24 protein-coding genes are annotated in these 26,492 nt (G+C 60.2%); 16 read left to right on the forward strand and 8 right to left on the reverse strand.

Features of this window, described 5'->3' with window-relative positions; all coding sequences use genetic code 11:
- Positions 1–4: 4 nt before the first annotated feature.
- The 5 genes from glgA to ACIQUH_RS22835 all read left to right on the forward strand — a co-directional run bounded on the left by glgA (position 5) and on the right by ACIQUH_RS22835 (position 6,948).
- The gene (glgA, locus tag ACIQUH_RS22815; protein ID WP_400819302.1) at positions 5–1,447 is read left to right on the forward strand and encodes a glycogen synthase GlgA; all 1,443 of its coding nucleotides are present in this window, start codon (positions 5–7) and stop codon (positions 1,445–1,447) included.
- A 4-nt stretch (positions 1,448–1,451) separates the two neighbouring features.
- A complete protein-coding gene (locus ACIQUH_RS22820; RefSeq protein ID WP_400819305.1) occupies positions 1,452–3,080 on the forward strand; it encodes an alpha-D-glucose phosphate-specific phosphoglucomutase in 1,629 nt (542 codons plus the stop codon).
- A 307-nt stretch (positions 3,081–3,387) separates the two neighbouring features.
- Positions 3,388–5,343: a glycogen debranching protein GlgX gene (glgX, locus tag ACIQUH_RS22825; protein WP_400819308.1), complete on the forward strand. Its 1,956-nt coding sequence runs from the start codon at positions 3,388–3,390 to the stop codon at positions 5,341–5,343.
- A 54-nt stretch (positions 5,344–5,397) separates the two neighbouring features.
- The gene (locus ACIQUH_RS22830) at positions 5,398–5,886 is read left to right on the forward strand and encodes a MaoC family dehydratase (RefSeq protein ID WP_400819310.1); all 489 of its coding nucleotides are present in this window, start codon (positions 5,398–5,400) and stop codon (positions 5,884–5,886) included.
- Positions 5,887–5,907: 21 nt separating this feature from the next.
- Complete coding sequence (locus ACIQUH_RS22835; protein ID WP_400819312.1) at positions 5,908–6,948, forward strand: DUF2332 domain-containing protein; 1,041 nt, start codon at positions 5,908–5,910, stop codon at positions 6,946–6,948.
- On the opposite strand, the gene ACIQUH_RS22840 is transcribed toward ACIQUH_RS22835, so the two are convergent.
- The 5 genes from ACIQUH_RS22840 to ACIQUH_RS22860 are packed head-to-tail and all read right to left on the reverse strand — an operon-like array spanning position 6,945 to position 12,438.
- Entirely contained in the window at positions 6,945–7,499 is a 555-nt protein-coding gene (locus ACIQUH_RS22840) for a sarcosine oxidase subunit gamma (RefSeq protein WP_400819314.1), read from the reverse strand. The two genes, ACIQUH_RS22835 and ACIQUH_RS22840, sit on opposite strands and share 4 nt — an antisense overlap.
- Positions 7,492–10,452 (reverse strand): sarcosine oxidase subunit alpha, encoded by a 2,961-nt coding sequence (locus ACIQUH_RS22845; protein ID WP_400819317.1) that lies wholly within the window; start codon positions 10,450–10,452, stop codon positions 7,492–7,494. The genes ACIQUH_RS22840 and ACIQUH_RS22845 overlap by 8 nt, the downstream gene beginning before the upstream one ends.
- On the reverse strand, positions 10,449–10,763 hold the full coding sequence (locus ACIQUH_RS22850) for a sarcosine oxidase subunit delta (protein WP_400819319.1): 315 nt from the start codon (positions 10,761–10,763) through the stop codon (positions 10,449–10,451). The genes ACIQUH_RS22845 and ACIQUH_RS22850 overlap by 4 nt, the downstream gene beginning before the upstream one ends.
- Positions 10,764–10,774: 11 nt before the next feature.
- Entirely contained in the window at positions 10,775–11,185 is a 411-nt protein-coding gene (locus ACIQUH_RS22855) for a hypothetical protein (RefSeq protein WP_400819321.1), read from the reverse strand.
- Positions 11,185–12,438 carry a sarcosine oxidase subunit beta family protein gene (locus ACIQUH_RS22860; protein WP_400819324.1) on the reverse strand — a complete coding sequence of 418 codons (1,254 nt, stop codon included), beginning with the start codon at positions 12,436–12,438 and terminating at the stop codon, positions 11,185–11,187. The genes ACIQUH_RS22855 and ACIQUH_RS22860 overlap by 1 nt, the downstream gene beginning before the upstream one ends.
- A 317-nt stretch (positions 12,439–12,755) precedes the next feature.
- On the opposite strand from ACIQUH_RS22860, the gene rpsU reads away from it, so the two are divergent.
- Both rpsU and ACIQUH_RS22870 read left to right on the forward strand, forming a co-directional pair.
- The gene (gene rpsU / locus ACIQUH_RS22865) at positions 12,756–12,983 is read left to right on the forward strand and encodes a 30S ribosomal protein S21 (protein ID WP_003508541.1); all 228 of its coding nucleotides are present in this window, start codon (positions 12,756–12,758) and stop codon (positions 12,981–12,983) included.
- Positions 12,984–13,116: 133 nt separating this feature from the next.
- Entirely contained in the window at positions 13,117–14,013 is an 897-nt protein-coding gene (locus tag ACIQUH_RS22870; protein WP_400819328.1) for a tetratricopeptide repeat protein, read from the forward strand.
- A gap of 72 nt (positions 14,014–14,085) precedes the next feature.
- Here the strand turns inward: ACIQUH_RS22870 and ACIQUH_RS22875 are convergent, their stop codons facing one another.
- The gene (locus tag ACIQUH_RS22875) at positions 14,086–14,352 is read right to left on the reverse strand and encodes a DUF6074 family protein (RefSeq protein WP_020812422.1); all 267 of its coding nucleotides are present in this window, start codon (positions 14,350–14,352) and stop codon (positions 14,086–14,088) included.
- A 340-nt stretch (positions 14,353–14,692) separates the two neighbouring features.
- Between ACIQUH_RS22875 and ACIQUH_RS22880 the strand changes: the two genes are divergently transcribed.
- Entirely contained in the window at positions 14,693–14,971 is a 279-nt protein-coding gene (locus tag ACIQUH_RS22880; RefSeq protein WP_080819945.1) for an exopolysaccharide production repressor protein, read from the forward strand.
- Positions 14,972–15,081: 110 nt separating this feature from the next.
- Positions 15,082–16,071 (forward strand): glycosyltransferase family 2 protein, encoded by a 990-nt coding sequence (locus tag ACIQUH_RS22885; RefSeq protein ID WP_400819332.1) that lies wholly within the window; start codon positions 15,082–15,084, stop codon positions 16,069–16,071.
- Between the two features lie 278 nt (positions 16,072–16,349).
- Here ACIQUH_RS22885 and ACIQUH_RS22890 read toward each other — a convergent pair whose 3' ends face one another.
- Positions 16,350–17,318: a polysaccharide pyruvyl transferase family protein gene (locus ACIQUH_RS22890; protein ID WP_400819335.1), complete on the reverse strand. Its 969-nt coding sequence runs from the start codon at positions 17,316–17,318 to the stop codon at positions 16,350–16,352.
- A gap of 52 nt (positions 17,319–17,370) precedes the next feature.
- Entirely contained in the window at positions 17,371–18,336 is a 966-nt protein-coding gene (locus ACIQUH_RS22895) for a glycosyltransferase family 2 protein (protein ID WP_400819338.1), read from the reverse strand.
- A 117-nt stretch (positions 18,337–18,453) separates the two neighbouring features.
- On the opposite strand from ACIQUH_RS22895, the gene ACIQUH_RS22900 reads away from it, so the two are divergent.
- From ACIQUH_RS22900 to ACIQUH_RS22930, 7 genes are all read left to right on the forward strand, one after another.
- A complete protein-coding gene (locus ACIQUH_RS22900; protein ID WP_400819340.1) occupies positions 18,454–19,932 on the forward strand; it encodes a lipopolysaccharide biosynthesis protein in 1,479 nt (492 codons plus the stop codon).
- Positions 19,933–20,303: 371 nt separating this feature from the next.
- Positions 20,304–21,452: an acyltransferase gene (locus tag ACIQUH_RS22905; RefSeq protein ID WP_400819342.1), complete on the forward strand. Its 1,149-nt coding sequence runs from the start codon at positions 20,304–20,306 to the stop codon at positions 21,450–21,452.
- Positions 21,453–21,456: 4 nt separating this feature from the next.
- The gene (locus ACIQUH_RS22910) at positions 21,457–22,248 is read left to right on the forward strand and encodes a glycoside hydrolase family 16 protein (protein WP_400819344.1); all 792 of its coding nucleotides are present in this window, start codon (positions 21,457–21,459) and stop codon (positions 22,246–22,248) included.
- Positions 22,249–22,313: 65 nt separating this feature from the next.
- On the forward strand, positions 22,314–23,495 hold the full coding sequence (locus tag ACIQUH_RS22915; RefSeq protein ID WP_400819346.1) for a glycosyl transferase family 1: 1,182 nt from the start codon (positions 22,314–22,316) through the stop codon (positions 23,493–23,495).
- A 17-nt stretch (positions 23,496–23,512) separates the two neighbouring features.
- Positions 23,513–24,511 (forward strand): glycosyltransferase family 2 protein, encoded by a 999-nt coding sequence (locus tag ACIQUH_RS22920; RefSeq protein ID WP_400819348.1) that lies wholly within the window; start codon positions 23,513–23,515, stop codon positions 24,509–24,511.
- Positions 24,508–25,452: a glycosyltransferase gene (locus ACIQUH_RS22925; protein ID WP_400819350.1), complete on the forward strand. Its 945-nt coding sequence runs from the start codon at positions 24,508–24,510 to the stop codon at positions 25,450–25,452. The genes ACIQUH_RS22920 and ACIQUH_RS22925 overlap by 4 nt, the downstream gene beginning before the upstream one ends.
- Positions 25,452–26,447: a glycosyltransferase family 2 protein gene (locus tag ACIQUH_RS22930; protein ID WP_400819353.1), complete on the forward strand. Its 996-nt coding sequence runs from the start codon at positions 25,452–25,454 to the stop codon at positions 26,445–26,447. Before ACIQUH_RS22925 ends, ACIQUH_RS22930 begins: the two co-directional genes overlap by 1 nt.
- Positions 26,448–26,492: the final 45 nt, after the last annotated feature.

Here is a 26,492-nt window from a genome sequence, read left to right on the forward strand (position 1 = left end):
GCCCATGAATGTCCTTTCGGTTTCATCCGAAATCTATCCCCTGATCAAGACCGGAGGGCTCGCCGACGTTGCCGGCGCGCTCCCCATCGCGCTCGAAGCCCATGGCGTCACGACGCGCACACTGATACCCGGATATCCGGCGGTGAAAGCCGCCGTGACGGACCCCGTCAAATGTTTCGAATTCACCGATCTGCTCGGTGAAAAGGCCGATGTTCTCGAAGTGCGGCATGAGGGGCTGGACCTCCTCATTCTCGATGCACCCGCTTATTACGAGCGCTCCGGCGGCCCCTATCTCGACCAGACCGGCAAGGATTATCCTGACAACTGGAAGCGCTTTGCGGCATTGTCGCTGGCAGCCGCCCGCATTGCCGCCGGCGTCCTTCCCGGCTGGCGGCCGGACATGGTGCATGCGCATGACTGGCAGGCTGCTCTCGCGCCGGTCTATATGCGTTATGCCGAAACGCCTGAGATTCCGAGCCTTCTCACCATTCACAACATCGCTTTTCAGGGCCAGTTCGGCGCTAATATCTTCAGCAAGCTTGGCCTTCCCGCCCATGCCTTCGGCATGGAGGGCGTCGAATATTATAACGATGTGAGTTTCCTCAAGGGTGGCCTGCAGACGGCATGGGCGCTCAGCACCGTCAGCCCGTCCTATGCCGAGGAAATCCTCACCCCGCAATTCGGCATGGGCCTGCACGGCGTCATCGGCAGCCGCGCCCATGTGCTGCACGGCATCGTCAACGGCATCGATGCGGACGTCTGGAACCCGGCCACCGATCACCTGATTCACGACAATTATTCCGCCGCCAATCTCAAGAACCGCGCCCTGAACAAGAAGGCCGTCGCCGAGCATTTCCGCATCGATGACGATGACAGCCCGCTATTCTGCGTCATCTCCCGCCTCACCTGGCAAAAGGGCATCGACCTCATGGCCGAAGCCGTGGACGAGATCGTTTCCCTCGGCGGCCGTCTGGTGGTGCTGGGAGCCGGCGATGTGGCGCTGGAAGGCGCGCTTCTGGCGGCGGCATCCCGCCACCATGGCCGTGTCGGTGTCGCCATCGGTTACAACGAACCACTGTCGCATCTGATGCAGGCGGGCTGTGACGCGATCATCATTCCCTCGCGTTTCGAACCCTGCGGTCTCACCCAGCTTTATGCGCTGCGTTATGGCTGCATTCCGGTCGTCGCCCGCACCGGCGGCCTTGCCGACACGGTGATCGACGCCAACCATGCCGCCATCGCCAATAAATCGGCAACCGGCGTGCAATTTTCGCCCGTCACGCTCGATGGTCTGAAACAGGCGATCCGCCGGACCGTCCGTTATTACCACGACCCGAAACTATGGACACAAATGCAGAAACTCGGGATGAAATCCGATGTTTCCTGGGAAAAGAGCGCCGGTCTTTACGCCGCGCTTTACAGCCAGCTTATTTCGAAAGGCCATTGAAACAATGATCAAGACCGTTCAGACCAAGCCCTATCAGGACCAGAAGCCGGGCACATCCGGCCTGCGCAAGAAGGTGCCGGTTTTCGCCCAGGAAAATTACGCCGAGAACTTCATCCAGTCGATCTTCGACGCGCTCGAGGGCTTTGAGGGCCAGACGCTGGTGATCGGCGGCGACGGCCGTTATTACAACCGCGAAGTCATCCAGAAGGCGATCAAGATGGCCGCCGCTGCCGGTTTCGGCAAGGTGCTGGTCGGCCAGGGCGGCATTCTCTCCACGCCTGCCGCCTCCAACGTCATCCGCAAATACAAGGCCTTCGGCGGCATCGTACTTTCCGCCAGCCACAATCCCGGCGGCCCGAACGAAGATTTTGGCATCAAATACAATATCGGCAATGGCGGCCCCGCGCCGGAAAAGATCACCGATGCGATCTATGCCCGCTCGAAGGTCATCGACAATTATAAAATTTCCGATGCCGCCGATATCGATCTCGACAAGATCGGCAGCTTCAAGGTGGATGAGCTGACGGTCGAGGTGATCGACCCGGTTGCCGATTATGCCGCCCTGATGGAAGAGCTGTTCGATTTCGACGCCATTCGTGCCCTCATCGCCGGCGGCTTCAAGGTCGTCATCGATTCCATGAGCGCGGTCACTGGCCCCTATGCCGTCGAGATTCTCGAAAAACGCCTCGGCGCTCCCAAGGGTTCTGTCCGCAACGCAACACCGCTGCCGGATTTCGGCGGCCACCATCCCGACCCGAACCTCGTCCATGCCAAGGAGCTTTATGACGACGTCATGAGCCCGGAAGGCCCCGATTTCGGCGCGGCTTCCGATGGCGATGGCGACCGCAACATGGTCGTCGGCAAGGGCATGTTCGTCACGCCTTCCGACAGTCTTGCGATCATCGCCGCCAATGCCAGACTGGCGCCCGGTTATGCCGCCGGCATTTCCGGCATCGCCCGCTCCATGCCGACAAGTGCGGCAGCGGATCGTGTCGCCGAAAAGCTCGGCCTTGGCATGTATGAAACGCCGACCGGCTGGAAATTCTTCGGCAATCTCATGGATGCCGGCAAGGTCACCATCTGCGGCGAGGAAAGCTTCGGCACCGGCTCGAACCATGTGCGCGAAAAGGATGGCCTGTGGGCCGTGCTTTATTGGCTGAACATCGTCGCCGCGCGCAAGGAAAGCGTGAAGGACATCGTCGCCAGGCACTGGGCCGAATATGGCCGCAACTATTATTCCCGCCACGACTATGAAGAAGTGGATTCGGACGCCGCCAACACGCTGGTCACCGCCCTGCGCGAAAAGCTCGCGACGCTGCCGGGCACCAGCTACGGCAATCTGAAGGTCGCGGCGGCGGATGATTTTGCCTATAACGACCCGGTCGATCAGTCGGTCAGCAAAAATCAGGGCATCCGCATCCTGTTCGAGGGCGGCTCGCGCATCGTGCTGCGCCTTTCCGGCACCGGCACGGCGGGCGCGACATTGCGCCTCTATGTCGAGCGTTACGAGCCGGATGCAGCGCGTCACGGTATCGAAACGCAGACGGCGCTCGCCGACCTGATTGCCGTTGCCGATACGATCGCCGGCATCAAGGCCCATACCGGCCGCAGCGAACCGAGCGTCATTACGTAAGGTAGCCACGCGTTGGTTTCGTCTGGAGAGACGTGACGCGCATACAATGCGTTTGCAAGGCATCGGCGCTTGCAGGGCATCTGCGTTTGCAGGGCATGTCGGGGTGACGCAACCCCCGCCACACCTGGCGTCATCCTCGGGCTTGACCCGAGGATCCATAGTGCGGCCGGGCTGTGGCTCCTCGGGTCAAGCCCGAGCATGACGGAGGAGAGGTTTCAGCCCTTTTCGAAGTTTGGGGTGACCGGAGCAGCATGCTCCAAGCCTGCGATGCCTTTGAGAAGAAACAATAGTCTATCGGAGACAGATCATGCAGACACCACCCGTTTTCCCCAAAGGCACAACCCGAACGGAAAACGGAGTGGAGTTCACGGTCTATTCCCGGCATGCCTCCCACATCGATCTCTGCCTCTTCGATGACACCGGCGAAAAAGAGACGGCGCGCCTGCCGATGGTCCGCGGCGAAGACGATGTTCATCGGCTGACGCATGCCGAGGCCGGCCCCGGCACGCGATACGGCTTTCGCGCCCACGGCATTTACGCCCCCGAACACGGCCTCTGGTTCGATCCCGCAAAGTTGCTGCTCGACCCCTATGCCACCGAAATCGACAGCCCCTTCCAGCATGATCCCTCGCTTTATGCCTTTGGTGCGGAGACCGGCGCGATCATGCCGAAGGCAATCCTTTGCGAGCATGAGCCGGTCAAACGCCAGCCGCCGCTTTTTGCCGAAGGCGGGCTGATTTACGAGCTCGCCGTCAAATCCTTCACTGAGCGACATCCTGACGTGCCGAAGGACATCCGGGGCACCGTCGCCGCACTTGCTCATCCCGCCATTCTCGCGCATTTGAAAAAAATCGGCGTCGATGCGGTGGAATTAATGCCCATCACCGCCTGGATCGACGAACGCCACCTGCCGCCACTCGGGCTTTCCAATGCCTGGGGTTACAATCCGGTCGGTTTCATGGCGCTCGATCCGCGCCTCTGCCCCGGTGGGGTGCGGGAGCTGCGCGACACGGTTGCGGCGCTGCATGCGCAAGGCATCGGCGTCATTCTCGATCTGGTCTTCAACCATACGGGTGAAAGCGATATCGAAGGCTCGATCCTGTCGCTGCGCGGGCTCGATAATCTCACCGCCTTCCGCCACCCGCCGGGAAAGCCGGGTGTGCTGGTCAATGACACAGGCACCGGCAATACGGTCGCCTGCGACCACCCCTATATTCGCCAGCTCATCATCGATTCCCTCAGGCATTTCGTCCTTTATGCCGGCGTGGATGGCTTCCGTTTCGACCTCGCACCCGTGCTCGGACGAACGACGGCGGGTTTCGACATGGCGAGCGAAACGCTGGCCGCCATGCATTCGGACCCTCTGCTTTACGACCGCCTGCTGATCGCCGAACCCTGGGATATCGGCCCCGGCGGTTATCAGCTCGGCAATTTCCCCGAAAGCTTCCTGGAGTGGAACGACCGCGCCCGCGATGACCTGCGCCGTTTCTGGCGTGGTGATGCCGGCACGACCGGGGCGCTGGCCAATGCGCTGTCCGGCTCCTCGCCGATCTTTTCCCGCCATGGCCGCCTAAAAAGCCGCAGCGTCAATTTCCTTGCCGCCCATGACGGGTTCACCCTGTTCGATCTCGTCAGCCATGAACGCAAGCACAATGAAAAGAACGGTGAGAACAATCGCGATGGCCATAATGACAACCATTCCTGGAACAATGGCTTTGAAGGCCTGACCGACGACCCCACAATTGTCGCCGCCCGTCTTGCGGATGTAAAAGCGCTGCTTTCCACGCTTTTCGTCAGCCGCGGCACCCTGATGCTGACGGCTGGCGACGAGGGCGGCCGTAGCCAGCAGGGCAATAACAATGCCTATTGCCAGGACAATGAGATCAACTGGGTCGACTGGTCATCGCTTGTCCCGGAACTGATTGACCACACCGCTTTTCTCGCCGCACTGCGCAAACGTTTCGGTGTGTTTTCTGAGAGTGGATTCTTCTCCGGCAAGGGCGACGTGACATGGCTTGCCCCGGGCGGAGAACCGATGACGGTTACAGACTGGGAAAGGCCGGATGGACAGGCCTTCGCCATGCTGCTTTCCACCCCGGACCGGCAAACCGGCAAAGACGCCGAGCTTGCCGTTCTCATCAATCGCGGCCGCGGGATCGTTCCCTTCACCCTGCCCGGCGATGGCTGGAGCGCCATCGGCACGGATTTCGGCAACCCCGCCTTCCTGCCCGCCCGTTCCGTGGTGTTTTATCTGCGCGGTTGATCCCTTCGCGTCACGAGCCGTATAAGTCGCTCTAAACAATGCGGACGAGGTACCATGACAAAAGAAATTGCGCTGGCGGAGATGAAGGGCCGCGTCGGCACGGAAATGGGTGTTTCCGACTGGATCACCGTTGACCAGACGATGATAAACGCCTTCGCGAAAGCGACACTGGATGAACAGTTCATCCACACGGACCCGGAGCGCGCCAAGGCGGAAAGCCCCTTCGGCGGCACCATCGCCCATGGGTTCCTGACACTCTCGCTGCTTTCGGCGCTGAATTACGACGCCCTGCCGCGCATTCGTGAGCAGACCATGGGCATCAATTACGGTTTCGATACCATCCGTTTCGTCACGCCGGTAAAAAGCGGTGCGCGGGTGCGCGGCCGTTTTACGCTGGCGGAAGCGCGTTTTCGCGGCGCGGCCATGCTGATGACGACCTATGACGTGACGGTGGAAATCGAAAACGAGAAAAAGCCGGCGCTCACCGCGCGCTGGATCACCATCAGCCAATTCAACCCGGAAGACAGGCCGGAAGACGCCTGAACGCAAAAAGGGAGAGACCGCATGCATGACGAAGCCGTAAGGAATGCGTTTCTCGTGCAGGCAAAGGCCTGCGACAGCCTCGGCTCTCCCTTTACCGCACGGCTTTGTCGCGCCGTGGCCGCAAGGCTCGACCGCCAGACGGAAGTCGGCGAGACAATCTTGTCCTGGCCCGGCGATGTCGGCCCATCCGGTGATTCCGTTCCCCTGCGGCTGGCGGGTGCCCTGCATGCGCTGGCCATCAAGGAAAAGATCGCGCCGCTTGTCGATATTGCGCCTGATGACGAGGAGGCGTTGTGGCAGGCCTGTGCCAGCGCCCTGCGTTTCCATCAGGTCTTCATCCTCGAAAGGCTGAAATCACCGCCGCAGACGAACGAAGTCCGCCGTTCAGCCGTACTGTTGCCGGGCTTTCTTTCAATTGCGGAGCGCACCGGCAAGCCGCTCGTACTCTCCGAGGTGGGAGCGAGCGCCGGGCTCAACCTGCAATTCGACCGGTACCGGTATCGTCTCGGTGATTTTGCATGGGGCGAACAATCCGATGTCTTTCAGTCGCCGGAATGGCGCGGCAGCCCACCGCCGGATGGGCGGATCGAGGTCATCGAACGCGCCGGATGCGATCTCAACCCGCTCGACCCCTCTTCGTCCGAAGACCGCCTGCGGCTGATGTCCTATATCTGGGCCGACCAGACCGACAGGCTGGAACGCACCGCGGCGGCGTTACGGATCGCGGTGGAGAACGGCCTGCGGGTGGAAAAAGCCGATGCGATCGACTGGCTGAAACGCCGCCTTTCCACGCAATATCCCGGCGCGGCCCATGTCGTCTATCACTCCATCGCCTGGCAATATCTGCCGGATGCCCTGAAACAAGCGGGCGAGGCATTGATCGCCGAGGCCGGCGCCCGCGCCACGCTGGATGCCCCGCTTGCCCGCCTGCAGATGGAGGCGGATGCGACACCGGGTGGTGCCGCCATTACCCTGCAAATCTGGCCCACCGGCGAGAAACAGGAGATCGGCCGTGCCGATTTCCATGGTCGATGGGTCGAATGGCGGGGGTGGAGGCGCTAAACCGCCACGTCGGCCGCCGCTTCCTGCAATAGCCCACCGACATATTCGGCAAAGGAACGCCAGCATTCCACCCGGAACGTATCATCCGCCGTGCGCAACAGCACCACTTCCGCTTTGCCGAAAACCGTGCGCGAGCAGGCACCCACCGGGAACCGCGCCGGAGACAGATCCTGCGGGCAGCCGGCATTGAGTGCAGCCTCCGCGCCCGGGCCGGAAACAATGACGGCCGTGTTGCGGTGGGAAACATCGGTTGCGGAAAACAGGCCGGAGACGCCGGCAAGCGCCGCCACCAGGTCGCTTTCGCCCTGATCGATCACCAGCCATTCGTCCGGACCAAGCCACAGGGCCGAGCGCAGGCCCGATGTGACGGAGCCTTTCGGGCTGGTGGGCAAAGCAAGGCCCAGCGCTTCCGAAAGCCCCGGCACGGCGCTTTCCCGCGCCCGCAGCGACAGCCGCGAGGCGGAAGCGGCGGGCTTCAGCGAAACGAAGGGCGAGCCGCCGTGGAAATCCTCAAGCACGGATTTGCGTTTTGCGTGCAGCATGTCAGCCATTGAGACGGGCTCCTTCCTTGTCGAGGAAGACCATGTCGGTCACTTCGACGGCAATGGTTTTATCGGCAAGCGGAATGTAGAGCGTTTCGCCCATGCGCGCCCTGCCATCCGCCACCAGCGCAAAGGCGATGGAATGGCCGAGATTTTCCGACCAGTAGGCCGAAGTGACGTGACCAAGCATGGTCATGGGCTTCGGCTGGTTCGGGTCGGCGACAATTTGGCCGCCTTCGTCGGGCACGGTCAGCCGGTCCCTCGTCTTCAGACCAACGAGCTGCTTGCGGCCGCTGCGCGTCAGATCGATGCGTTTCAGGCCGCGAATCCCGACGAAATCCGTCTTCTTTTTGGAAACGGCCCAGGCGAGCCCGGCATCGTCAGGTGTCACCGTGCCGTCCGTATCCTGGCCGACGATGATATAACCCTTTTCCGCACGGAGAATATGCATGGTCTCGGTGCCATAAAGGCAACCGCCAACGGCTTCCGCCCTGTCGCGGATAGCGGACCAGACGGCAGCGCCGTAATCGGCAGGCACATTGATTTCGAAACCGAGTTCGCCGGTGAAGGAGACGCGGAAAAGCCGCGTCGGCACGCCGCAGAACTTGCCCTCGGCCACCGCCATATGCGGGAAGGCTTCCGGCGAGAGATCGATGCCCTCGACAAAAGGCGCGATCACCTCGCGTGCCTTCGGGCCCTGCACGGCAATGACAGCCCATTGTTCGGTCGCCGAGGTGAGCCAGACGTTGAGATCGGGGAATTCGGTCTGAAGATAATCTTCCATATGCTGGAGAACGCGCGGCGCACCGCCCGTCGTCGTCGTCACATGGAAACGGTCATCGGCCAGACGCCCGACAACACCGTCATCGTAAACGAAGCCGTCTTCGCGGGTCATGATGCCATAACGGCAGCGGCCGGGCTTCAGCGTATCCCAGGCATTGGTGTAGATGAGGTTCAGGAACTTCGCCGCATCCGGGCCGACCACTTCGATCTTGCCGAGTGTCGAGGCATCGAACACGCCGACGCTCTCACGCACCGTCTTGCATTCACGGTTGATCGCCTCATGCATGTCCTCGCCAGCGCGCGGGAAGAACCAGGCGCGTTTCCAGTTGCCGACATCCTCGAACACCGCGCCGGCAGCCAGCTCTTCCTCGTGCATGGGCGTCTTGCGGGCCGGGTCGAACAGCGCGCCGCGCGAATGGTTGATGAGCGTGCCGAAGGTGACCGGCGTATAGGGCTGGCGGAAGGTGGTGAGGCCGACCTTGGGCAAATCCCGGCCGAGCGCTTCCGATGCGATGGCAAGACCATGCATGTTCGACATCTTGCCCTGATCCGACGCCATGCCATTGGTGGTGAAGCGCTTGATATGCTCGACGGAATGCATGCCCTCGCGCACGGCAAGGCGGATATCCTTGGCGCAGACATCGTGCTGGAAATCGATGAAGGCCTTGACCCCGGTGCCCTCACCCGCGCCTTCGGCCGCACCGATCATGCCGCCCGTCCATGCCCGGGCATTTTCGCCGGAGAATTCCACCGAACTGCCGCCGGCAGCGGCCGATTCGGCAATGATCGCGGAAAGATCATCCGTGCCGTTGCAGGCGCCGATGGAAACGCAGTTCTGCACATGAATATCCGGCAGGAAACGCTGGTTAGCCGCGTCAAACTTCAGCTTGCCGCGCGATTGCGAGAAGAGATGCACGGATGGCGTCCAGCCAGCGGAAACCACAAGCGCATCGATGGCGATCTTGCGTTTGTTGGAGCCGCCATTGCGGCCAACGGTCATGGAAGAGACGCGCAGGCGGCCGGCGGTGTTGTAAACGCTGTGGCCCGCCAGCACTTCGATGCCGAGCGCCCGCGCTTCGTCCAGCACGCGCTGATCCGGGTTTTCGCGGCAATCGACGATGGCGGCGATCTTCACGCCTGCCTTCTTCAGGTCGAAGGCCGTCTCATAGGCTGAATCATGGGCGGTGTAGACACCGACATTATGGCCGACGGATACGCCATACTGGTTGAGATAGGTGCGGGCAGCCGCAGCCAGCATGATGCCCGGCCGGTCGTTGTTAGCGAAGACCATGTGGCGCTCGATCGCGCCGGCCGCCAGCACCACCTTTTTGGCGCGCACCTGCCACAGCCGCTCGCGCGGCTGGTGTCTGGCCGGTGTGGCGAGATGATCGGTGACGCGCTCCGCCAGCGCGACGAAATTGTGGTTGTAATAACCAAAGGCCGTCGTGCGCGTCAGAACCCGCACATTCGGCATCGCTTGCAGCTCGGCGAGAACCTTCTGCGCCCACTCGTAACCGGGCAGACCGTCGATCACCGCGCCGGTATCGAAGCGCAGCACGCCGCCGACTTCGGCATTTTCATCCACCAGAATGACGCTTGCCCCGGTTTTCGCCGCCGACAGCGCCGCTGTCAGGCCGGCAACGCCGGCACCAGCGACCAGAACGTCGCAATGAGCATAACGGCCGGAATAATGATCCGCATCCGGCTCGCCCGGCGCCTTGCCGAGACCGGCGGCGCGGCGGATCAGCGGTTCGTAAATCTTGTGCCAGGCGGCCTTCGGCCACATGAAGGTCTTATAATAAAATCCGGCCGCGAACATCGGCGACAGGAGGTCGTTGATGGCGCTCAGATCGAAGGACAGCGACGGAAAGCGATTCTGCGAGGCAATGATGGCGCCATCGAACACTTCCTGCACCGTGGCGCGCACATTGGGCTGCTTGCGCAGGCTGTCTCGCGACACGTCGATCAGCGCGTTCGGCTCTTCCGGTCCCGCGGACAGGAAACCGCGCGGGCGGTGATATTTGAACGAGCGGCCGATCAGATGCACGCCATTGGCCAGAAGCGCTGACGCAACGGTGTCGCCCTCCAGCGCCGGATAGATCTTGCCGTCGAAGGTGAAACGCGCGGTTCTGGCCGGGGTGAGGCGGCCCGCACCCTTGATACGATAGTCGCCGCTCATTGCCCGGCTCCCTTTTCTGCGGAAAGGACCGCCTCAGTATCGGGTTTCGGTTCGCCGGCCTTGTAGGTCATCAGGAATTTATCGCTGACGGAATCGCGGGCAGCGTTGAAGAAGCGGCCGCAGCCGTGAATGTGGCGCCAGCGCTCGAAAACGAGGCCCTTGTCATTGTCGCGAATGAAGAAATATTCCGCAAAGGCCTCGTCGGAAATATCGGCGATGTTTTCCGGCCGGGCGATATGGGCTTCGCCCGCCCAGCGGAATTCCAGTTCGGAACGGTCTTCCCCGCAATAGGGGCAATGGATCAGAAGCATCGTCGCTCCACCTAGAGAGAATTTTCCGGAAGCGCTGTTCCGGCGGGTTGGTCACACAGCCGCTTCCCCATGGCTACGAAGGGGGAAAGCCGCTTTAAAAGCTGCTCGAAATTATCGAAAGGACGAAGCGCCGAGGCCCGGCCCATATTAACGATGGCAACCGCCATCATGTCGGTGTCGATCGCGAAGGGGTAATCCTGCTCGCCATCCTCCTTCTCGCCGACGAAATAAACCATCTTCGTCGTAAGGCTGGGCGCGCAGAGAAGCAGGCCTTTTTCCGCCATGAAGGGCCAGTCTTTCTCACCCTGCATCTTCGCAATCTTCTGGCTGCGAAAATCCCTGGCCTCGGGAATGACACTGCCGACGGGCACGGCCATGGCCGCGCCTGAAATGTTGATCGCAAGCATGGCCGCCGCCAGCATCAATGCGCCACCGCGGCAGCGGCAGCCTCGTCGATAAGCCGGCCGGTGCGGAAGCGGTCGAGCGTCAGGCCGGCCGCCAGGCGATGCGGTTCGCCACGGGCGATGAGATGCGCGAAAAGATTGGCCGAACCCGGCGTTGCCTTGAAACCGCCCGTGCCCCAGCCGCAATTGACGAAGAGGTTTTGCACCGGCGTCACGCTCTGGATGGCGGAACGATCAGGCGTATTGTCGGTGATGCCGCCCCATTGGCGCATCATCTTCACGCGGCGGAAGATCGGGAACAGCTCGCAGATGGCGTCGAGCGTGTGGGTGATGATCTGAAGACCACCGGTCTGGGAATAGGAATTATACTGGTCCGTACCCGCACCGATAACCAGCTCGCCCTTGTCGGATTGCGAAATATAGGCATGTACCGTGTTGGACATGACGACGCAGGGGAAGATCGGCTTCAGCGGTTCCGACACCAGCGCCTGCAGCGGATTGGAATGCAGGGGAACGCGCACGTCAGCCATTTTCATGATGACGGAGGAATGACCGGCGGCGGAAACGCCGATTTTCTTGGCGCCAATGAAACCGCGATTGGTCTCCACACCCGTCACCGCGCCATCAGGTCCGCGGCGAATGCCGGTGACTTCGCAGTTCTGGATGATGTGCACGCCGCGGTCTGAGGCCGCGCGCGCATAACCCCAGGCCACCGCATCGTGGCGCGCCGTGCCGCCGCGGCGCTGAAGGGCCGCGCCATTGATGGGGTAACGCGCATTGCCCGATATATCGAGCGGCGGGCAAAAGGCCTTCGCCTGCTCCGGCGTCAGCCATTCATTGTCGATGCCATAGAGACGATTGGCATTGATATGGCGGCTGAAGGATTGCCGGTCGTGAATATTGTGCGACAGCATCATCACGCCGCGCGCCGAATACATGACGTTGTAATTTAGATCCTGGCTCAAGCCTTCCCACAGTTTCAGGGAATGCTCATAAATATCCATGCTCTCTTCATAGAGATAGTTGGAGCGAATGATGGTGGTGTTGCGGCCGGTATTACCGCCGCCGAGCCAGCCTTTTTCCAGAACCGCGACATTGGTGATGCCATGTTCCTTGGCCAGATAATAGGCGGCACCCAGCCCGTGGCCGCCGCCGCCGATGATGATGACATCATAATCCTTGCGCGGCTCGGGTGAGGCCCATTGCGCATCCCACCCTTTATGACCCCTGAGCGCCTCACGCGCCACGGCAAAAACGGAATATTTGCGCATTCGCAATCTGCTCCTCAAGAACCGGCCAGAGGCCGTAAACATACGCCCGGCCCGTATCATACACATGGCAAATCGGGATGGGAGGCAATATCCATTTTGCGACGTCGCAACGATTTTGTTTCGACATTGCGGGCAGAATGCGGGACACGCTGCATTTTGCAGGCTGATTATGCGCTAGCGGCTGGACTTGCTGCAAATGATCTGTTATTGCACGTCACCAATCGCCCAGCTCGACAGCCGGACGGACCATTTTTTGTTTGCGTGCGAATGCCTTTATTCGCGCAGCAAGATAACCAAACTAAAGGAACGGGATTCACGTGCAGGTACTAGTCCGCGACAATAACGTTGATCAGGCGCTCCGCGCCCTGAAGAAAAAGATGCAGCGCGAAGGCATTTTCCGTGAAATGAAAATGCGCGATTATTACGAAAAGCCCTCCCAGAAGCGCGCTCGCGAAAAGGCTGAAGCCGTTCGCCGCGTTCGCAAGCTGGCACGCAAGCGTGCACAGCGCGAAGGTCTGGTTGCAGGCCCCCGCGCAGGCCGTTAATAGGCCGTCTTTTGGACGTTTTTGAATGCTTGTTGGGCGGGGGCGATCAATTCGCCGCCGCTCTTTGTGTTTGTGGCCGGAGAATGTTCTTGAGAACGACCGTGAGACCGGCCTGCGAGGGAACCCACACCGAATGATCGCTGTCGACGCCTGTGTTGTGAAAAACGCCGATGCCTCCAAGCGCCGGGTGCCATTGAAAAACAACAGAGGGTTTCGCGCTTCTCTGGTCATCTGCACCGTGCTTGCCGGTCTTTCCGGCTGTGCGACATCCAACCAGACGGAAGATGTGTTCAGGATCGACCGTGCCCAGGGCTCGCAGGAAAACATCGCCTCGCTCACCTCGGTCATCAACGCCAATCCGCAGGATCCCGAAGGCTATAACGTCCGTGGCTCGGCTTACGGCCGCGCCGGCGATTCGCGCCGCGCCATCGAGGATTTCAACAAGGCGCTGCAGCTCAACCCGCGCTTTTACCAGGCCTATGCCAACCGCGCGCTGGTCTACCGCAACTCCGGGCAGCAGCAGCAGGCCCTGCAGGATTACAACGCCGCCCTGCAGATCAATCCGAGCTATGATGTAGCACTGATCGGTCGTGGCAATCTTTACCGCCAGTCCGGCCGCGTCAACGAAGCCTTCAACGATTTCTCCCGCGCCATCGAACTTGAAACCACCGATGGACGCGCCTGGCACAATCGCGGCCTGATCTACCAGCTGCGCAACCAGCATGCCCAGGCCATCGAGGACTTCTCCAAGGCAATCTCGCTGTCGTCGACCTCGCCCGAGCCCTATAACGGCCGCGGCCTTTCTTATGTCGCGCTGAATGACGATGAAAACGCCTTTGCCGATTTCAACCACGCCATTTCGCTTGACGGCAATGTGGCGGAATCCTGGGCCAACCAGGCGCTTGTTTATGAGCGTCGCGGCGAGATGGCCAAGGCCGCCAAGTCCTATGGGCATGCGGCCCGGCTCGACCCGAAATACAAGCCGGCACTTGACGGCGTCGCCCGCACACGCGGCGCCAGCGCTTCCTGATCAAACGGGCATGAACAAAAAAGCCGGCAGGTTAGACACCCGCCGGCTTTTTTAATGGAAACCCTTAAGCCTTCAATGGCTGTCGCGGCGCGCCTCGGGCGTGGCGTCACCCGCCCATAATTCCGCCTGCACGGCGTTTTGAAATTCCATGACCTCACGCCGCATGGCGGCGTCCTCATAACCAAGCTCCGTCAGATAGGCGGCCAGCTCGCGGCACTCCCTGCGCCAGAAATCATTCGCCTCCACACCATGCAGCCGGTCAAGCATCGTTGCACATCTTTTGACGTCGGCAATACGGTTCTTTGCCGGAAAGGCGATTACTTCTGAACTCGTTGTCACGCGGGCACCCTGCTCTTGCTGAGGAATCAATACCGACTTTTTAAAGGCGAGATGGTTAACGAAGTCTGCAGAGAGCGTAAGACAGCCGGCAATGGCTGCAAGAGAACGATTTTACGCCTCTCAAAAGCATGAAATCGTCTGGTAAGGCAGCCCCGATTGGGGGAAGTCATCGATTACCGAGGAATTTACCAATCAAGATTACCGAAATTTCATGCCGCAACCGTTAGAAGAAGTATATGTGTGTTGAAACAGCACCGGTCTCATCGTATATTTCTTGCAAAGAAGAAAAATGCCGCAGCGCAGTCAAAAATGGAGAAATCGTTCTCGGGAGGAGAGCACCATGTATGCACCTCGTGTTTTTTTCAGCATGATCGGTGCATTGCTTACCTTTGCGGTTGCGACATATTTCATCCACGGCTCGTTCTATACGGCATTCATCCAGACCCTCATCTGCGCGGTCATTCTGCAAGTCGGTTATTTTATTGGGATTCTCGTCCTGGTCGCCCGCGAAAAGCGGCGGATGCGCGAAACCTTCGCGCGGGATCGTGGCGCCGAGGCAATGCAGGCGGACGCCGTAAAAAGCCCGCCGCCGCATGGTGCCAAACTGACCGATATGTAAGCTTTCACGCAGCTTCATTTATTGCGTCGCAAAAAAATCGCTTGCATCCACACCCGTGACACTTTCTGCTGGCCAAATCCTGACGGTTGGTCAAAGCAGAAGGACAATCCATGGTGAGCGGTTCACAGCCCATTTGCGTCATCATCGCTGCGAAAAATGCATCCGAAACGATCGATATCGCCATACGTTCCGCCCTTGTGGAGCCGGAGGTCAGGGAAGTCGTGGTGATCGACGACGGTTCCACCGACACGACGAGCGACGTGGCGCATGCGGCGGATGACGGCACCGGCCGTCTGCGGGTCGTGCGATTCGAGGTCAATCGAGGCCCTTCGGCTGCGCGCAACCACGCCATCTCGATTTCATCGGCGCCGCTCATCGCCATTCTCGATGCGGACGACTTCTTTTTCCGGGGCCGTTTCGCCGCCCTGCTGGCCGATGACGACTGGGATCTGGTGGCCGACAACATCGCCTTCATCCAGCAATCGGTTCCCGGCGCCTCCTCCATGCAGCCGACCCGCTTCGAACCGCAGGCGCGGTTTCTGTCGCTCACGGAATTCGTGGAGGGAAATATTTCCAGGCCCGGCGTCGTACGCGGGGAAACCGGGTTTCTGAAGCCGGTCATACGCCGCGCTTTTCTGGATAAACATGCACTGCGTTACGATGACGGCCTGCGGCTCGGCGAAGATTACGAGCTTTACGTGCGGGCGCTGGCCGCCGGTGCACGTTACAAGGTCATCCGCCATTGCGGATACGGCGCGATCGTGCGCGGCAACTCGCTGAGCGGCCGCCATCGCACCGAAGATCTTCGCCGCTTGTACGAGGCGGACAAGGCCATTCTCGCCGGCTGCCGGCTTTCGGCAGAGGAAACGGCGATCCTGCGCGAACATGAAAAACACATCCGCGCCAAATTCGAGCTTCGCCATTTTCTCGATACGAAAAAGCAGAAGGGCATGGGCGGCGCGCTGAGCCATGCCCTCGCACGGCTCCCCGCCCTGCCCGCCATCACGCGTGGCATCTGGAGCGACAAGACCGCCCGATTCCGTAAATCGCCGCCGGTGCGGGATGTGCGTTATCTGCTGGACGGTACGCCGGTTTCTTAAGGGAAGAATCCACTGCTGCAGGAACGACGACAAGTCCGCCTTCCGTTCCTCCGTCATGCGGGTCCTCGGAACAAGTCCGAGGATGATCCGGCATGCAGCCACGGCGCGTCTGCGCCGTGAAAGAATCTTTCGCGATCAATGACTTGATCGCGCTGGACCCCGGATCAAGTCCGGGGTGACGGCTGGCGGGTTCTCCGCTTTTGCCAAACGCATGGGTGCCGCTGCACTTTATCCGTGGCGTGAAAAGAAGCACCACCGCCGGTTATCTTAGATCACCCTCAGAGATAATCCCGCTTCACCGTTTCCAGAACGGCGGCGAAGCGCTCCTTGCGCTCTTCCAGCCGACCATCCGGGCTGAGACGGGGCTCCGCGCGGCTTGCCTGCCAGAGCGCCAGGGTGGAAGGCGCGGCCAGCACCTGTTTGGCCAATTTGCGCAATGACCGGGATTGCGTTTCCTGCGGCCGCACCAGCACGTCACCCTCATGCGTCGGACCATCATGCGCCGGAACGGAACCGGTCTCGGCAACGACGGGGCCGGGCGGCGGCGGGAAGCTCATGCCCCAGAAACGCGAGCCCTTTTTCGCCGCCTCGGCGCGGGTCGAAACCGGTACGTAACGCGGCTGATAGTCGACACCCACGCTGCCGGCCCAGTCGCTCCATTTGAAGCTGTTGATCGAGGGGGATGTGCTGACCGCGACCCATGGCACGCGGAAGGCATCGGCAAGGATCGCGCCATGCATGGATTCGGCAACGATGAATTCCGACTGGGCGATGGCGCGGATGACCGCTTTCGCCTCGCCGCGCGGGTCGAGATAGGTCAGCCCCGCCGGTTCGCACACCGTTTCCCACATGCCGAATTCGGCCGATTCCCAATGCGGAACGAAGGTCTTCTTGTAGAGCTTGGGCAGGCCCTGGAAGTCAGGCATCTCGGTGACCATCACGGCCGGATCGACAATACCCTTTTCGGGGGCGAGCCCGAGCTTGGCGGCGGTTTTTTCGCCGCGCACGCAGCGAATATCCCAGAACTCGGTGCTGGTATCCGGCACCGCGCCATAACCATAACCGCTGCCAATCACCAGCTTGCGCTGCTTTGCGGGCAAAAGAACGTCGTTCAACACCGTGCCGACGCCGACCAGCATGACGTCGTCATGCACATCGCGCAGGCCCGGAAGCAGAAAATCCCACAGCCACAGGTTGAGATCGTCACCGAAATTTCCGTGATGAGATTCCCAGTGGTAAGGTTTCATGAGGTCACTCCTGGGTGAAAAAACATATAAATTCTTGCGGGCGAGAATTCGCTCATCTGGAGCGGACGATTTTTCCTGCACCGAGTTCGAAAGCGGCGCGCAGCAGTGCGGGATCGCGCATCGCCCATTTCAGGAGCAGCCCGAATTCGGGTGCCTTGCGCCGTTTCAGATTGCCCGCCTGGCTCCACAGCGCCTGTTTGCGCGCCGTGTTTTTATAGGAAGCGATGGAGGCGACATCGTCCGGCCGGCGTGAAAAACGCCCCTCCAGCGTATCGAGCGCCACCCAGGTATTGAACTGCTGGCGCAGGAACTCCGGCGAGGTATTGTCGATGCTGTGGAAGATATTGACGCCCATTCCACGCATCGCGCCGGCATCGTCACACAGAAGCGTACGCTTCGATGCAAGGATGGAATCACAGAAAAACAGCACATCTTCGGCCGCCAGTCTGAGCGCCGGGTCAAAGCGGATCTTTTCAAAAAGAGGACGGCCGATCACCATGCAGGAGAGATGCAGGAAGCTCCAGTTGCGCAGCATCACACTGGCCAGATCCGGCAGCTCGATCACCAGAGGTTTCTCGGAAAGCCGTGCCGCGCCCTCATTCTTCTCCAGCTCGGAAATGGCGAAATGATAATAAAATTCGTCACTTGCCTGCATGGAGGCCCAATAGCACTCGCCGCCGTAAGTCTCTAGCGCGAAGGCCGCATTCTGGAGATGACCGGGTGTCCAGATATCGTCGGAATCGAGAAAGGCGACATAGTCGCTGCCGTCGGGCACATGGTCGAGACCGGTGTTGCGGGCACCGCCCGGGCCGGCATTGGCCTGTTTAATGACGATAATCCGGTCTTTCTCAACCTGCGAAAGTTCCGCAAGTTCCTGATCGATCGGGTATGGCGATTCGTCATCGACGATGACAAGATCGAAATCCTGGTAAGTCTGCGCAAAAACCGATGCGAGTGCACGTCCCAGGACACCGTGCTGCTTTTGGTAGTAGGGAATGACGACAGTAAATCTTGCCATTGTTTCGCCCCTTGCGTTGATCAAGAAGTGTCGGGCCCGATCCTAAAAGCGGCCCCGATGGTATCGGCAACTCCCAACCGGCTTCCTCCCGCCGGCCTCCAGAAACAGGATGCTTGTATGCCCCCAGCGCCAAATGTAAAGACCATCACCACGAATGTCGGCTGGAGCGTTTTATCAAAAACAGGGACATTCGGGCTTAAATTTGTCACGGTCCCGATTCTCGCAAGACTGCTTTCCCCGGAGGAATTCGGGGTGGTGGCAGTAGGACTAACGGTTGTACAGTTTCTGACCATGATCGCCGGCGCAGGGCTCACCTCTGCGCTGATCGTCGAGAAGGAAGAGGATATGGATACGATCCATACCGTCTTCTGGGCGAATCTCGCGATCTCCTGCACCATGGCCGCCGTTCTCTACATTTGGGCGGAATTTTTCGGCGGGCTGCTGGGCGCGGTGGAAAGCGCCTACCTGCTGCGCATCATGGCCTTCCTCATTCCGCTGCAGCTTGCCGGCGATGTCGCCTATTCGCTGCTGGCGCGACGCATGAATTTCAGCAAGGACGCGCTCTGGAGCATGGCGTCGGAAAGCATCGCGGCGATTGTGGCCGTGGCGCTCGCCTTTATGGGCTTCGGCGTCTGGGCGCTGATCATCCAGCTTTTTGCCGCCGCCCTCATCCGGCTTGTCGGGCTTTACGCGGTTTCGCGTTATTGCCCGCGCTTCGTCATGAAACCGCGCCGGCTGGTGCCGCTCCTCGGCTTCAGCTCCGGGTTGATGGGTTCGGAAATCGCCAATTTCGTTACCTTCCAGTCGCCGATGGTGGTCATTGCCCGGCATCTCGGTCTGGCGGATGCCGGCGCCTATTCCGCCTCCAACCGTTTTGCCAGCATTCCCAACCAAGTGGTTCTGTCGGCCGTCATGGGCGTTCTGTTTCCCGCCTTCAGCCGCATGATGGACGATCCGCAGCGCCGTCGCGACGCGCTGATGTTCAGCACGCAGGTACTGACCGTGCTGCTTGCACCGATGATGTTCGGCCTCTGGGCCGTGGCCGAACCGGCCATGCTTGTCATCTTCGGACAGAACTGGGCCTATGCCTGGCCGGTTCTCGGGCTGCTGGCGCTATCGAAGGCCATTCTGACACCGTGCAGCACCTTCATCCCCTATCTCAAAGGGGCGGGTTACGGCCGCGTGCTGTTCTGGTCGGCGACGATCCGCGCCATCGTGACAACGGTCGCGGTCTGGCTCGCAGCACTTTACGGCACCCTGATCGACGCGATGGTGTGGCTCTGCATCGTCAATGCGGTAACGCTGGTCGCCTATTCCTGGGCCGTATTCAAGGCAAGCGACACACCGTTTTTCCGTGGCCTCTATGTCAGCAGCAGGCCGATGATCGCGGCGCTGGTGATGGCCGTTGCGGTGCGCTACCTGCTTCACGTTCTGGCCGAGCGCATTCCCAATGCCACCCTTCAGGTTCTCATCGGTGCTGCCGTGGGTGGCGTCATCTATGCGGTGCTGATCCTGCTGACCGAACGCGCCTTGCTTGCGAAAATCTTCGGCATGGTCAAATCGCGGCGCATGCGGGATACTGCAACCCAAGGTTAGAAATCTCGCGGAAAAATGCGCCTCATTTCCGCCGTTAAGCGGCCTTGCCACGGTGTTTTCATTCACCGCGGCAAGGTCGCGTCACCTATCTTTTTGCGATGCAGCATCACGACAAATGACAAATTCACACGCTTCAGCGATTTTTAACGACGCGCGAATTTAGAAAAAATACATTAATTTCAACATTTTGATTTTTCATGGGCGCGGAAATGCAGTGAACGCCAGACATTCACCCGCAAAATCTAAGCTTGTGTTTTTCCCGCGTCGCCACATTTTATCCCAAAGTCGAAACCAGACTTTCCAGTGCGGGCTTAAGTTCGCTCTGGTTGCAACGCGGCGTGGGGAGACGCCGCCCAATAGGGGTGACTGATGTGACTGTCGATCAGAACCTATCCTCCCGTATCAACTTGATGCGCATATTGCTGATATCAGGGATCGTGTTCGTCCATGTGCCGCACGATGCCGAAACCAGCCCTTTTCTCGGCCTTTACGGCTTCTTCGACTGGCTGCGGGTTTTCCTGGGCGACGCGCTGTTTCGCATCGGCGTGCCCTGTCTCAGCGCCATTTCCGGTTACCTGCTGTTTCGCCGCGGCATGAGCGGTTTCAATTATCCGGCGACGATCCGTTCCAAGTCGAAAACCGTGCTGCTGCCCTTCCTGCTGTGGAATGGCGCGCTGTTTGCCGCCGTGCTGCTGATCCAGCTTTTCGATGTCGGCGTCGGTTATTTTCCTGACCTCTGGAACGCCAGCCCGCGTGAAATCATCAGCCACGGAACGGCGCTTGAAGAGCTGCCGGTGAATGTGCCGCTGTATTTCCTGCGCGATCTCTTCGTCTGCATCCTGCTGTCGCCGGTGCTCGCCTTTCTGATGCGCCGTTTCGCCCTGCCGACGCTCGCCATCCTGCTCTTCATCACCGCCATGCCTGATCTGACGATTTTCATCGTCCAGAAGAAATCCATCCTTTTCAGCTTCTCGCTCGGCATTGCGCTTGCGCTCCACCGCGTCGACGTCAAGGCTCTCGACCCCTATGCCGTGCCGATCATGGCGCTGACCTTTGCCGCCTCGGCCATGTTGGCGACCGGGCTTTATTTCACCGGTCCGGAATTCACCTTCTGGCTCAACATGTCACGCAACCTGCTTGCCGTCTTCGGCGCGCTCGGTTTCTGGGCGTCTTCCGCGCTGTTGATACGCAGCCGGCTTGGCCAGCGGCTTGCCGAAACCGGCAGCCTGAGCTTCTGGATTTTCTGCGCGCACTATCCGCTGCTCGTGATCATGTGGATGGTGTGGAACAAGGGCGGGCCTGATTTTTACCCGGCTTTCTATATCAGCGCGACGCTTTCCGCCTTCGTCATTCTGGTGGTCAGCAATGCCCAGACCCGCAAATATCTGCCGGCCGTTTATGCCGTGCTGACCGGAAGCCGCAGCGGCAAAGGCAAGGCGAAGGCCGACTTTGCCGCGAAACGGGCCGCCATGATCGGCCCGCCGACATCCGAAACGCTTTATTCGCAACGACAGAGGTGAACCAATGACAACATTTGTCACCCGCGTTCAGACACGCATTCTTCTCGCCGCGGCCCTTCTGGCCGCCCCTTTTGCGACGCCGGGCCAGGCGCAGGAAGGCAATGGCGCATCCTTCATCGAGAACTTCGATTCCATGGACAGAAGCTTCTGGTACGTTTCCGACGGCTGGAACAATGGCGCGCATCAGAATTGCACCTGGTCGAAGAAACTGGCGACGGTGGAAAACGGCCAGCTGACACTCGGCTTCGAAGAAGCCAAGGCCGGCGACCGAAAATTCGCCTGCGGTGAAATCCAGACCAAGGGGCGTTATCGTTACGGCACCTATGAAGCGCGCATGAAGACCGCCACCGGCTCTGGCCTGAACTCCGCCTTCTTCACCTATATCGGCCCGACCGACAAGAAACCGCACGATGAAATCGACTTCGAAGTGCTGGGCAAAAATACCGGCAAGGTGCAGCTCAACCAGTATATTTCCGCCAAGGGCGGTAATGAGAAGCTGGTGCCGGTGGAAGGCGGCGCGGATGCCGGCTTCAACGACTACGCCTTCGTCTGGGAGCCGCAGCGCCTGCGTTATTACGTCAATGGCAAGCTCGTTCACGAAGTGACGGATGAGTCGAAAATCCCGCAGAATGCCCAGAAGATTTTCTTCAGCCTGTGGGGCACCGATACGCTGAAGGACTGGATGGGCGCCTTTTCCTATTCCGGCGCAACGCAGATGATCGTCGACCGGTTTGCCTTCACGGCGCTCGGCGACAAATGCCAATTCCCGGAATCCATCGCCTGCGCGCTTAACTGACTGTCTTTTGAACCAAAACATAAGTCGCAGCGTCTTTGACGCATGAAAGCAACCGGAACCCCTGCATGATCCATGTTCTCTATCTCGCGCACGATCTGTCGGACCCCGCCATTCGCCGGCGGGTGCTGACCCTGCTTGCGGGCGGGGCGCGGGTCACGCTGGCGGGTTTCCGGCGCGGACAGAACCGATTGGCGGAGATTGAAGGCGTCGTACCCGTCGTGCTCGGGCAAACCGCCGACGGGCAGTTTCTGCAGCGTATGGCGGCGGTGGCGAAAGCGAGCCTCTCGCTCGGCAAGCTCTTGAGCGGCATCTCCGCACCCGATGTCATTCTTGCCAGAAACCTGGAGATGCTGGCGCTGGCAAAGCGCGCCATGTCGATCTATGCCGGGCAGCCGGCGCTGGTTTACGAATGTCTCGACATTCACCGCCTGCTTCTCAACACGGGCAAGCCCGGACAGATGCTGAATGCCGCCCAGCGTTATTTCGCCCGCGACGCCAAGCTGCTGGTGACGAGTTCCCCCGCTTTCGTAGAGCATTATTTCAAGCCCGTATCCGGCCTTAACCTTCCCGTGTTGCTGCAGGAAAACAAGGTGCTGGCACTCGACGCCACCACTACCGCCACGCCGCAACCGCGCGCACCCGCCCCCGGTGAGCCATGGAAGATCGGCTGGTTCGGTGCGCTTCGCTGCCGCAAGTCGCTCGAAATCCTCGCCGACTTTGCAAAGCGCATGGAAGGCAAGGTCGAAATCATCCTGCGTGGCCGGCCGGCCTATTCGGAATTTGCCGATTTCGATGGCTTCGTGGCTGCCGCTCCGCATGTGCATTTCCACGGTGCCTATAAGAACCCCGAGGACCTTGCCGCCATCTATAATGAGGTGCAGTTCACCTGGGCGATCGATTTTTTCGAAGAAGGCCAGAATTCCAGCTGGCTGCTGCCCAACCGGCTCTACGAAGGCTGCCTTTATGGCACCCTGCCGATTGCGCTTGCCGGCACGGAAACCGCCCGCTTCATCGAAAGGCTCGATATCGGCTTCGTCCTCCCGAATGCCCGTCCGGAGGATCTCGTCGCCCTGTTTAGCCAGATGAACCCGCAAACCTATGCGGACGCCTTCAACACCCTCTCGGCAACAGACAGGAAACAATGGCTGACTGACCGCGACGATTGCCGTCAGCTGGTCCAGCACTTGTCCTCGCTTGCCAAATCCGCCTCCGGCCATGCCCGTGAAGCGCAGTTTTCACCCGTGTAGCGCGTAGGGGGCAAATCATGGAAGGTCGTAGCAATTCCGGCATCAGAACGCTGATCGTCATTCCCTGCCTCAATGAGGCAAAGACGATCGAAGGACTGCTTGTCAAATTCACCGGCGCAATGGATGGGCGGCTTTTCCGCATTGTCGTTGCCGATGGCGGCAGCGCGGATGGAACCCGCGATATCGTTTCCGCCTTTGCGGCGAAGGACGAGCGCGTCACGCTGCTTGCCAATCCGAAGCGCATTCAGAGCGCCGGCATCAATCTTGCCGTCGCCACCTTCGGCGAGGATTTCGATTATCTCATCCGCATCGACGCACACGGCGATTATCCCGACGATTATTGCCAGCGGCTGATCGAGGATGCCGAGCGCACCGGCGCGGATTCCGTCGTCGTCGCCATGGATACGGTCGGCCACGGCCTGTTCCAGAAGGCGACGGCCATCGCCCAGAATTCGAAGCTCGGCAATGGCGGCTCCAAGCACCGCGAAGGTGCCAAGGGTCACTGGATCGACCATGGCCACCATGCACTGATGCGGATCGCCGCTTTCGATGCGGTCGGCGGTTATGACGAGAGCTTCAGCCATAACGAGGATGCCGAACTGGATTTCCGCCTGCGCAAATCCGGTTTCCGCATCTGGATGACCGACAAGACCCGCATGACCTATTACCCGCGCGCCAGCGTCATGCCGCTGTTCCGGCAATATCTCGCCTATGGCCGCGGCCGCGCGAAGAACCTTTTGAAACATCGCTCGATCCCGAAAATCCGCCAGATGATTCCGCTCGCCGTGCTGCCGGTCTTCATTTTCGCCTTGCTGTCGCTCGTGCACTGGGCGGCGCTTATTCCGCTCGGCCTCTGGATCGCCGCATGTGTGGGTTATGGCTTGTGGATGGCAATAGGTCAGAAAAACCCATACGGCCCGCTCGCCGCCTTTTCGGCGATGGTGATGCATCTGGCCTGGTCCACCGGCTTCTGGCTGGAACTCCTGAAATTCCGGGGAAGAAAGGCTGTCTCATGACCGACAACACCGTCACCCGCCCGCATGATTCGAAAACCGTCGATATCGGCATCTGCACCTACAGACGCCCGGCGCTGGTTGCCACACTTCTGTCACTCTTCGAGCTGGACGTGCCGGAAGGTGTGAAAGTTCGGCTGATCGTCGCCGATAATGACGAGGAGCCGAGCGCCAAGGCGAGCGTCGATCGCCTGCGCGAAACCGCACCCTTCGAGATCACCTATGTCCATTGCCCGAAGTCGAATATTTCGATTGCCCGCAATGCCTGCCTGTCGGAGTGCAAGGCGGATTATCTGGCCTTTATCGATGATGACGAAACCGCCCCGCCGCATTGGCTGGCCGCCCTTCTGGAAAAAGCCGACGAGACGGGTGCAGAAACCGTTCTCGGCCCAGTGACGGCAGTTTACCGGGACAATGCACCGGGCTGGATGAAACGCGGTGATTTCCACTCGACAGTCCCCGTCTGGGTCGATGGCGAAATCATCACCGGCTATACCTGCAATACGCTACTCAGGATGGAAGCACCCTCGGTGAAGGGCCGGCGCTTTGCGCTGGCGCTCGGCCAGAGCGGCGGCGAAGACACGCATTTCTTCTCGCATCTTCACGCCGCAGGCGGCCGCATCGTCTTTGCGGAAGATGCCATGCTGTCCGAACCGGTGCCGGAAAATCGGGCAAGCTTCATGTGGCTTGCCAAGCGCCGCTTCCGTTCCGGCCAGACCCATGGCCGCGTGCTGGCGGAAAAGAAGCCCGGTGCTCGCCGCGTGGTTCAGGTCATCAAGGCCGGCTCGAAGGTGCTTTATTGCGGCGTCTTTGCCGCGCTGAACGGCTTCAACGCCGTGCGCCGCAACCGTTATGCGCTGCGTGGCGCGCTGCATATGGGCTCGATGAGCGGCGCCTTCGGCGTGCGTGAAATCCGCCAATATGGCGCGGTGGAGGCGACCTGATGGAAAACCTTGCCTCGCCGCCCGATATCAGCTTCGTCATTGCGGCCTATAATGCCGCGGATACGATCGAAGCCGCCATTCAAAGCGCGCTCGACCAGCGGGGTGTGACGCTGGAAGTGATCGTCGTCGACGACCGTTCCGCCGATGACACCGTCCCCTTCGTCGAGGCGATTGCCGCCATCGATCCGCGTGTACGCCTGCTTACTCTTGCCGAAAACGGCGGTCCGGGCGGTGCGCGCAATGCCGGCATCGAAGCCGCGACCGGACGCTGGATCGCCGTGCTCGATTCCGACGATGTCATCCGCCCGGAGCGCTCCGCCTGCATGATGTGCCGGGCGGAAGCCGCCAATGCGGCGATTGCGGTCGATAATCTCGATGTCGTCTATACCGACGGCAGGCCGATGGAGACGATGTTTCCGGAAGAGTTTCTGGAGGAGCGGTCGGCCCTCACCCTTGAAGACTTCATTTCGTCCAACATCCTGTTCCGCTCCACCTTCAATTTCGGCTACATGAAACCGATGTTCCGGCGCGATTTCCTGAACGATGAGGGATTGCGCTTCCGCGAGGATATCCGCATTGGCGAGGATTATATCCTGCTCGCCTCGGCACTTGCCGCCGGCGGCCTCTGCGTCATCGAACCGAAGCCGGGTTACATCTACAATATCCGCGAAGGCTCGATTTCGCGCGTGCTCGAACTTCATCACGTCGAGGCGATGATGCGGGCGGATCAGGAATTCCTGAGCCACTACACTCTGCTGCCGGCCGCCATGGATGCGCAGCAGGCGAGAGCCCGCAGCCTGCGGCTGGCGCATAATTTTTTGACATTGGTGGAAAACATCAAGCGCCGTTCGGTACTCGGCGCCTTGAAGACCACGATAAGGGATCCTGCCGTGCTGGGGCACTTAAGAATGCCCATTGCAGTGCGGCTGAGGAGGCTGCGGGACGCGATGTTCGCGCCCGCGGCGAATACAGGGGTGAAAAGACAGATTTCGTGAAATTTACGCGTGGACGAAATCTGCGCGGGGACTGGGGACAGATCA

The sequence above is a fragment of the Agrobacterium sp. NPDC090283 genome, from assembly GCF_044769685.1.
Classification (GTDB): Bacteria; Pseudomonadota; Alphaproteobacteria; order Rhizobiales; family Rhizobiaceae; genus Agrobacterium.

Bases quoted from the DNA above. Each gene is read 5' to 3' on its own strand.
- ACIQUH_RS22880 (WP_080819945.1), top strand. From the start codon at position 14,693: ATGTATGCACCTCGTGTTTTTTTCAGCATGATCGGTGCATTGCTTACC.
- ACIQUH_RS22890 (WP_400819335.1), bottom strand. From the start codon at position 17,318: ATGAAACCTTACCACTGGGAATCTCATCACGGAAATTTCGGTGACGAT.
- ACIQUH_RS22930 (WP_400819353.1), top strand. From the start codon at position 25,452: ATGGAAAACCTTGCCTCGCCGCCCGATATCAGCTTCGTCATTGCGGCC.
- ACIQUH_RS22850 (WP_400819319.1), bottom strand. From the start codon at position 10,763: ATGCTTCTGATCCATTGCCCCTATTGCGGGGAAGACCGTTCCGAACTG.
- ACIQUH_RS22920 (WP_400819348.1), top strand. From the start codon at position 23,513: ATGGAAGGTCGTAGCAATTCCGGCATCAGAACGCTGATCGTCATTCCC.
- ACIQUH_RS22860 (WP_400819324.1), bottom strand. From the start codon at position 12,438: ATGCGCAAATATTCCGTTTTTGCCGTGGCGCGTGAGGCGCTCAGGGGT.
- ACIQUH_RS22925 (WP_400819350.1), top strand. From the start codon at position 24,508: ATGACCGACAACACCGTCACCCGCCCGCATGATTCGAAAACCGTCGAT.
- ACIQUH_RS22840 (WP_400819314.1), bottom strand. From the start codon at position 7,499: ATGGCTGACATGCTGCACGCAAAACGCAAATCCGTGCTTGAGGATTTC.
- ACIQUH_RS22885 (WP_400819332.1), top strand. From the start codon at position 15,082: ATGGTGAGCGGTTCACAGCCCATTTGCGTCATCATCGCTGCGAAAAAT.
- glgX (WP_400819308.1), top strand. From the start codon at position 3,388: ATGCAGACACCACCCGTTTTCCCCAAAGGCACAACCCGAACGGAAAAC.
- ACIQUH_RS22845 (WP_400819317.1), bottom strand. From the start codon at position 10,452: ATGAGCGGCGACTATCGTATCAAGGGTGCGGGCCGCCTCACCCCGGCC.
- glgA (WP_400819302.1), top strand. From the start codon at position 5: ATGAATGTCCTTTCGGTTTCATCCGAAATCTATCCCCTGATCAAGACC.
- ACIQUH_RS22870 (WP_400819328.1), top strand. From the start codon at position 13,117: ATGATCGCTGTCGACGCCTGTGTTGTGAAAAACGCCGATGCCTCCAAG.
- ACIQUH_RS22835 (WP_400819312.1), top strand. From the start codon at position 5,908: ATGCATGACGAAGCCGTAAGGAATGCGTTTCTCGTGCAGGCAAAGGCC.
- ACIQUH_RS22895 (WP_400819338.1), bottom strand. From the start codon at position 18,336: ATGGCAAGATTTACTGTCGTCATTCCCTACTACCAAAAGCAGCACGGT.
- ACIQUH_RS22910 (WP_400819344.1), top strand. From the start codon at position 21,457: ATGACAACATTTGTCACCCGCGTTCAGACACGCATTCTTCTCGCCGCG.
- ACIQUH_RS22915 (WP_400819346.1), top strand. From the start codon at position 22,314: ATGATCCATGTTCTCTATCTCGCGCACGATCTGTCGGACCCCGCCATT.
- ACIQUH_RS22855 (WP_400819321.1), bottom strand. From the start codon at position 11,185: ATGCTGGCGGCGGCCATGCTTGCGATCAACATTTCAGGCGCGGCCATG.
- ACIQUH_RS22900 (WP_400819340.1), top strand. From the start codon at position 18,454: ATGCCCCCAGCGCCAAATGTAAAGACCATCACCACGAATGTCGGCTGG.
- ACIQUH_RS22820 (WP_400819305.1), top strand. From the start codon at position 1,452: ATGATCAAGACCGTTCAGACCAAGCCCTATCAGGACCAGAAGCCGGGC.
- ACIQUH_RS22830 (WP_400819310.1), top strand. From the start codon at position 5,398: ATGACAAAAGAAATTGCGCTGGCGGAGATGAAGGGCCGCGTCGGCACG.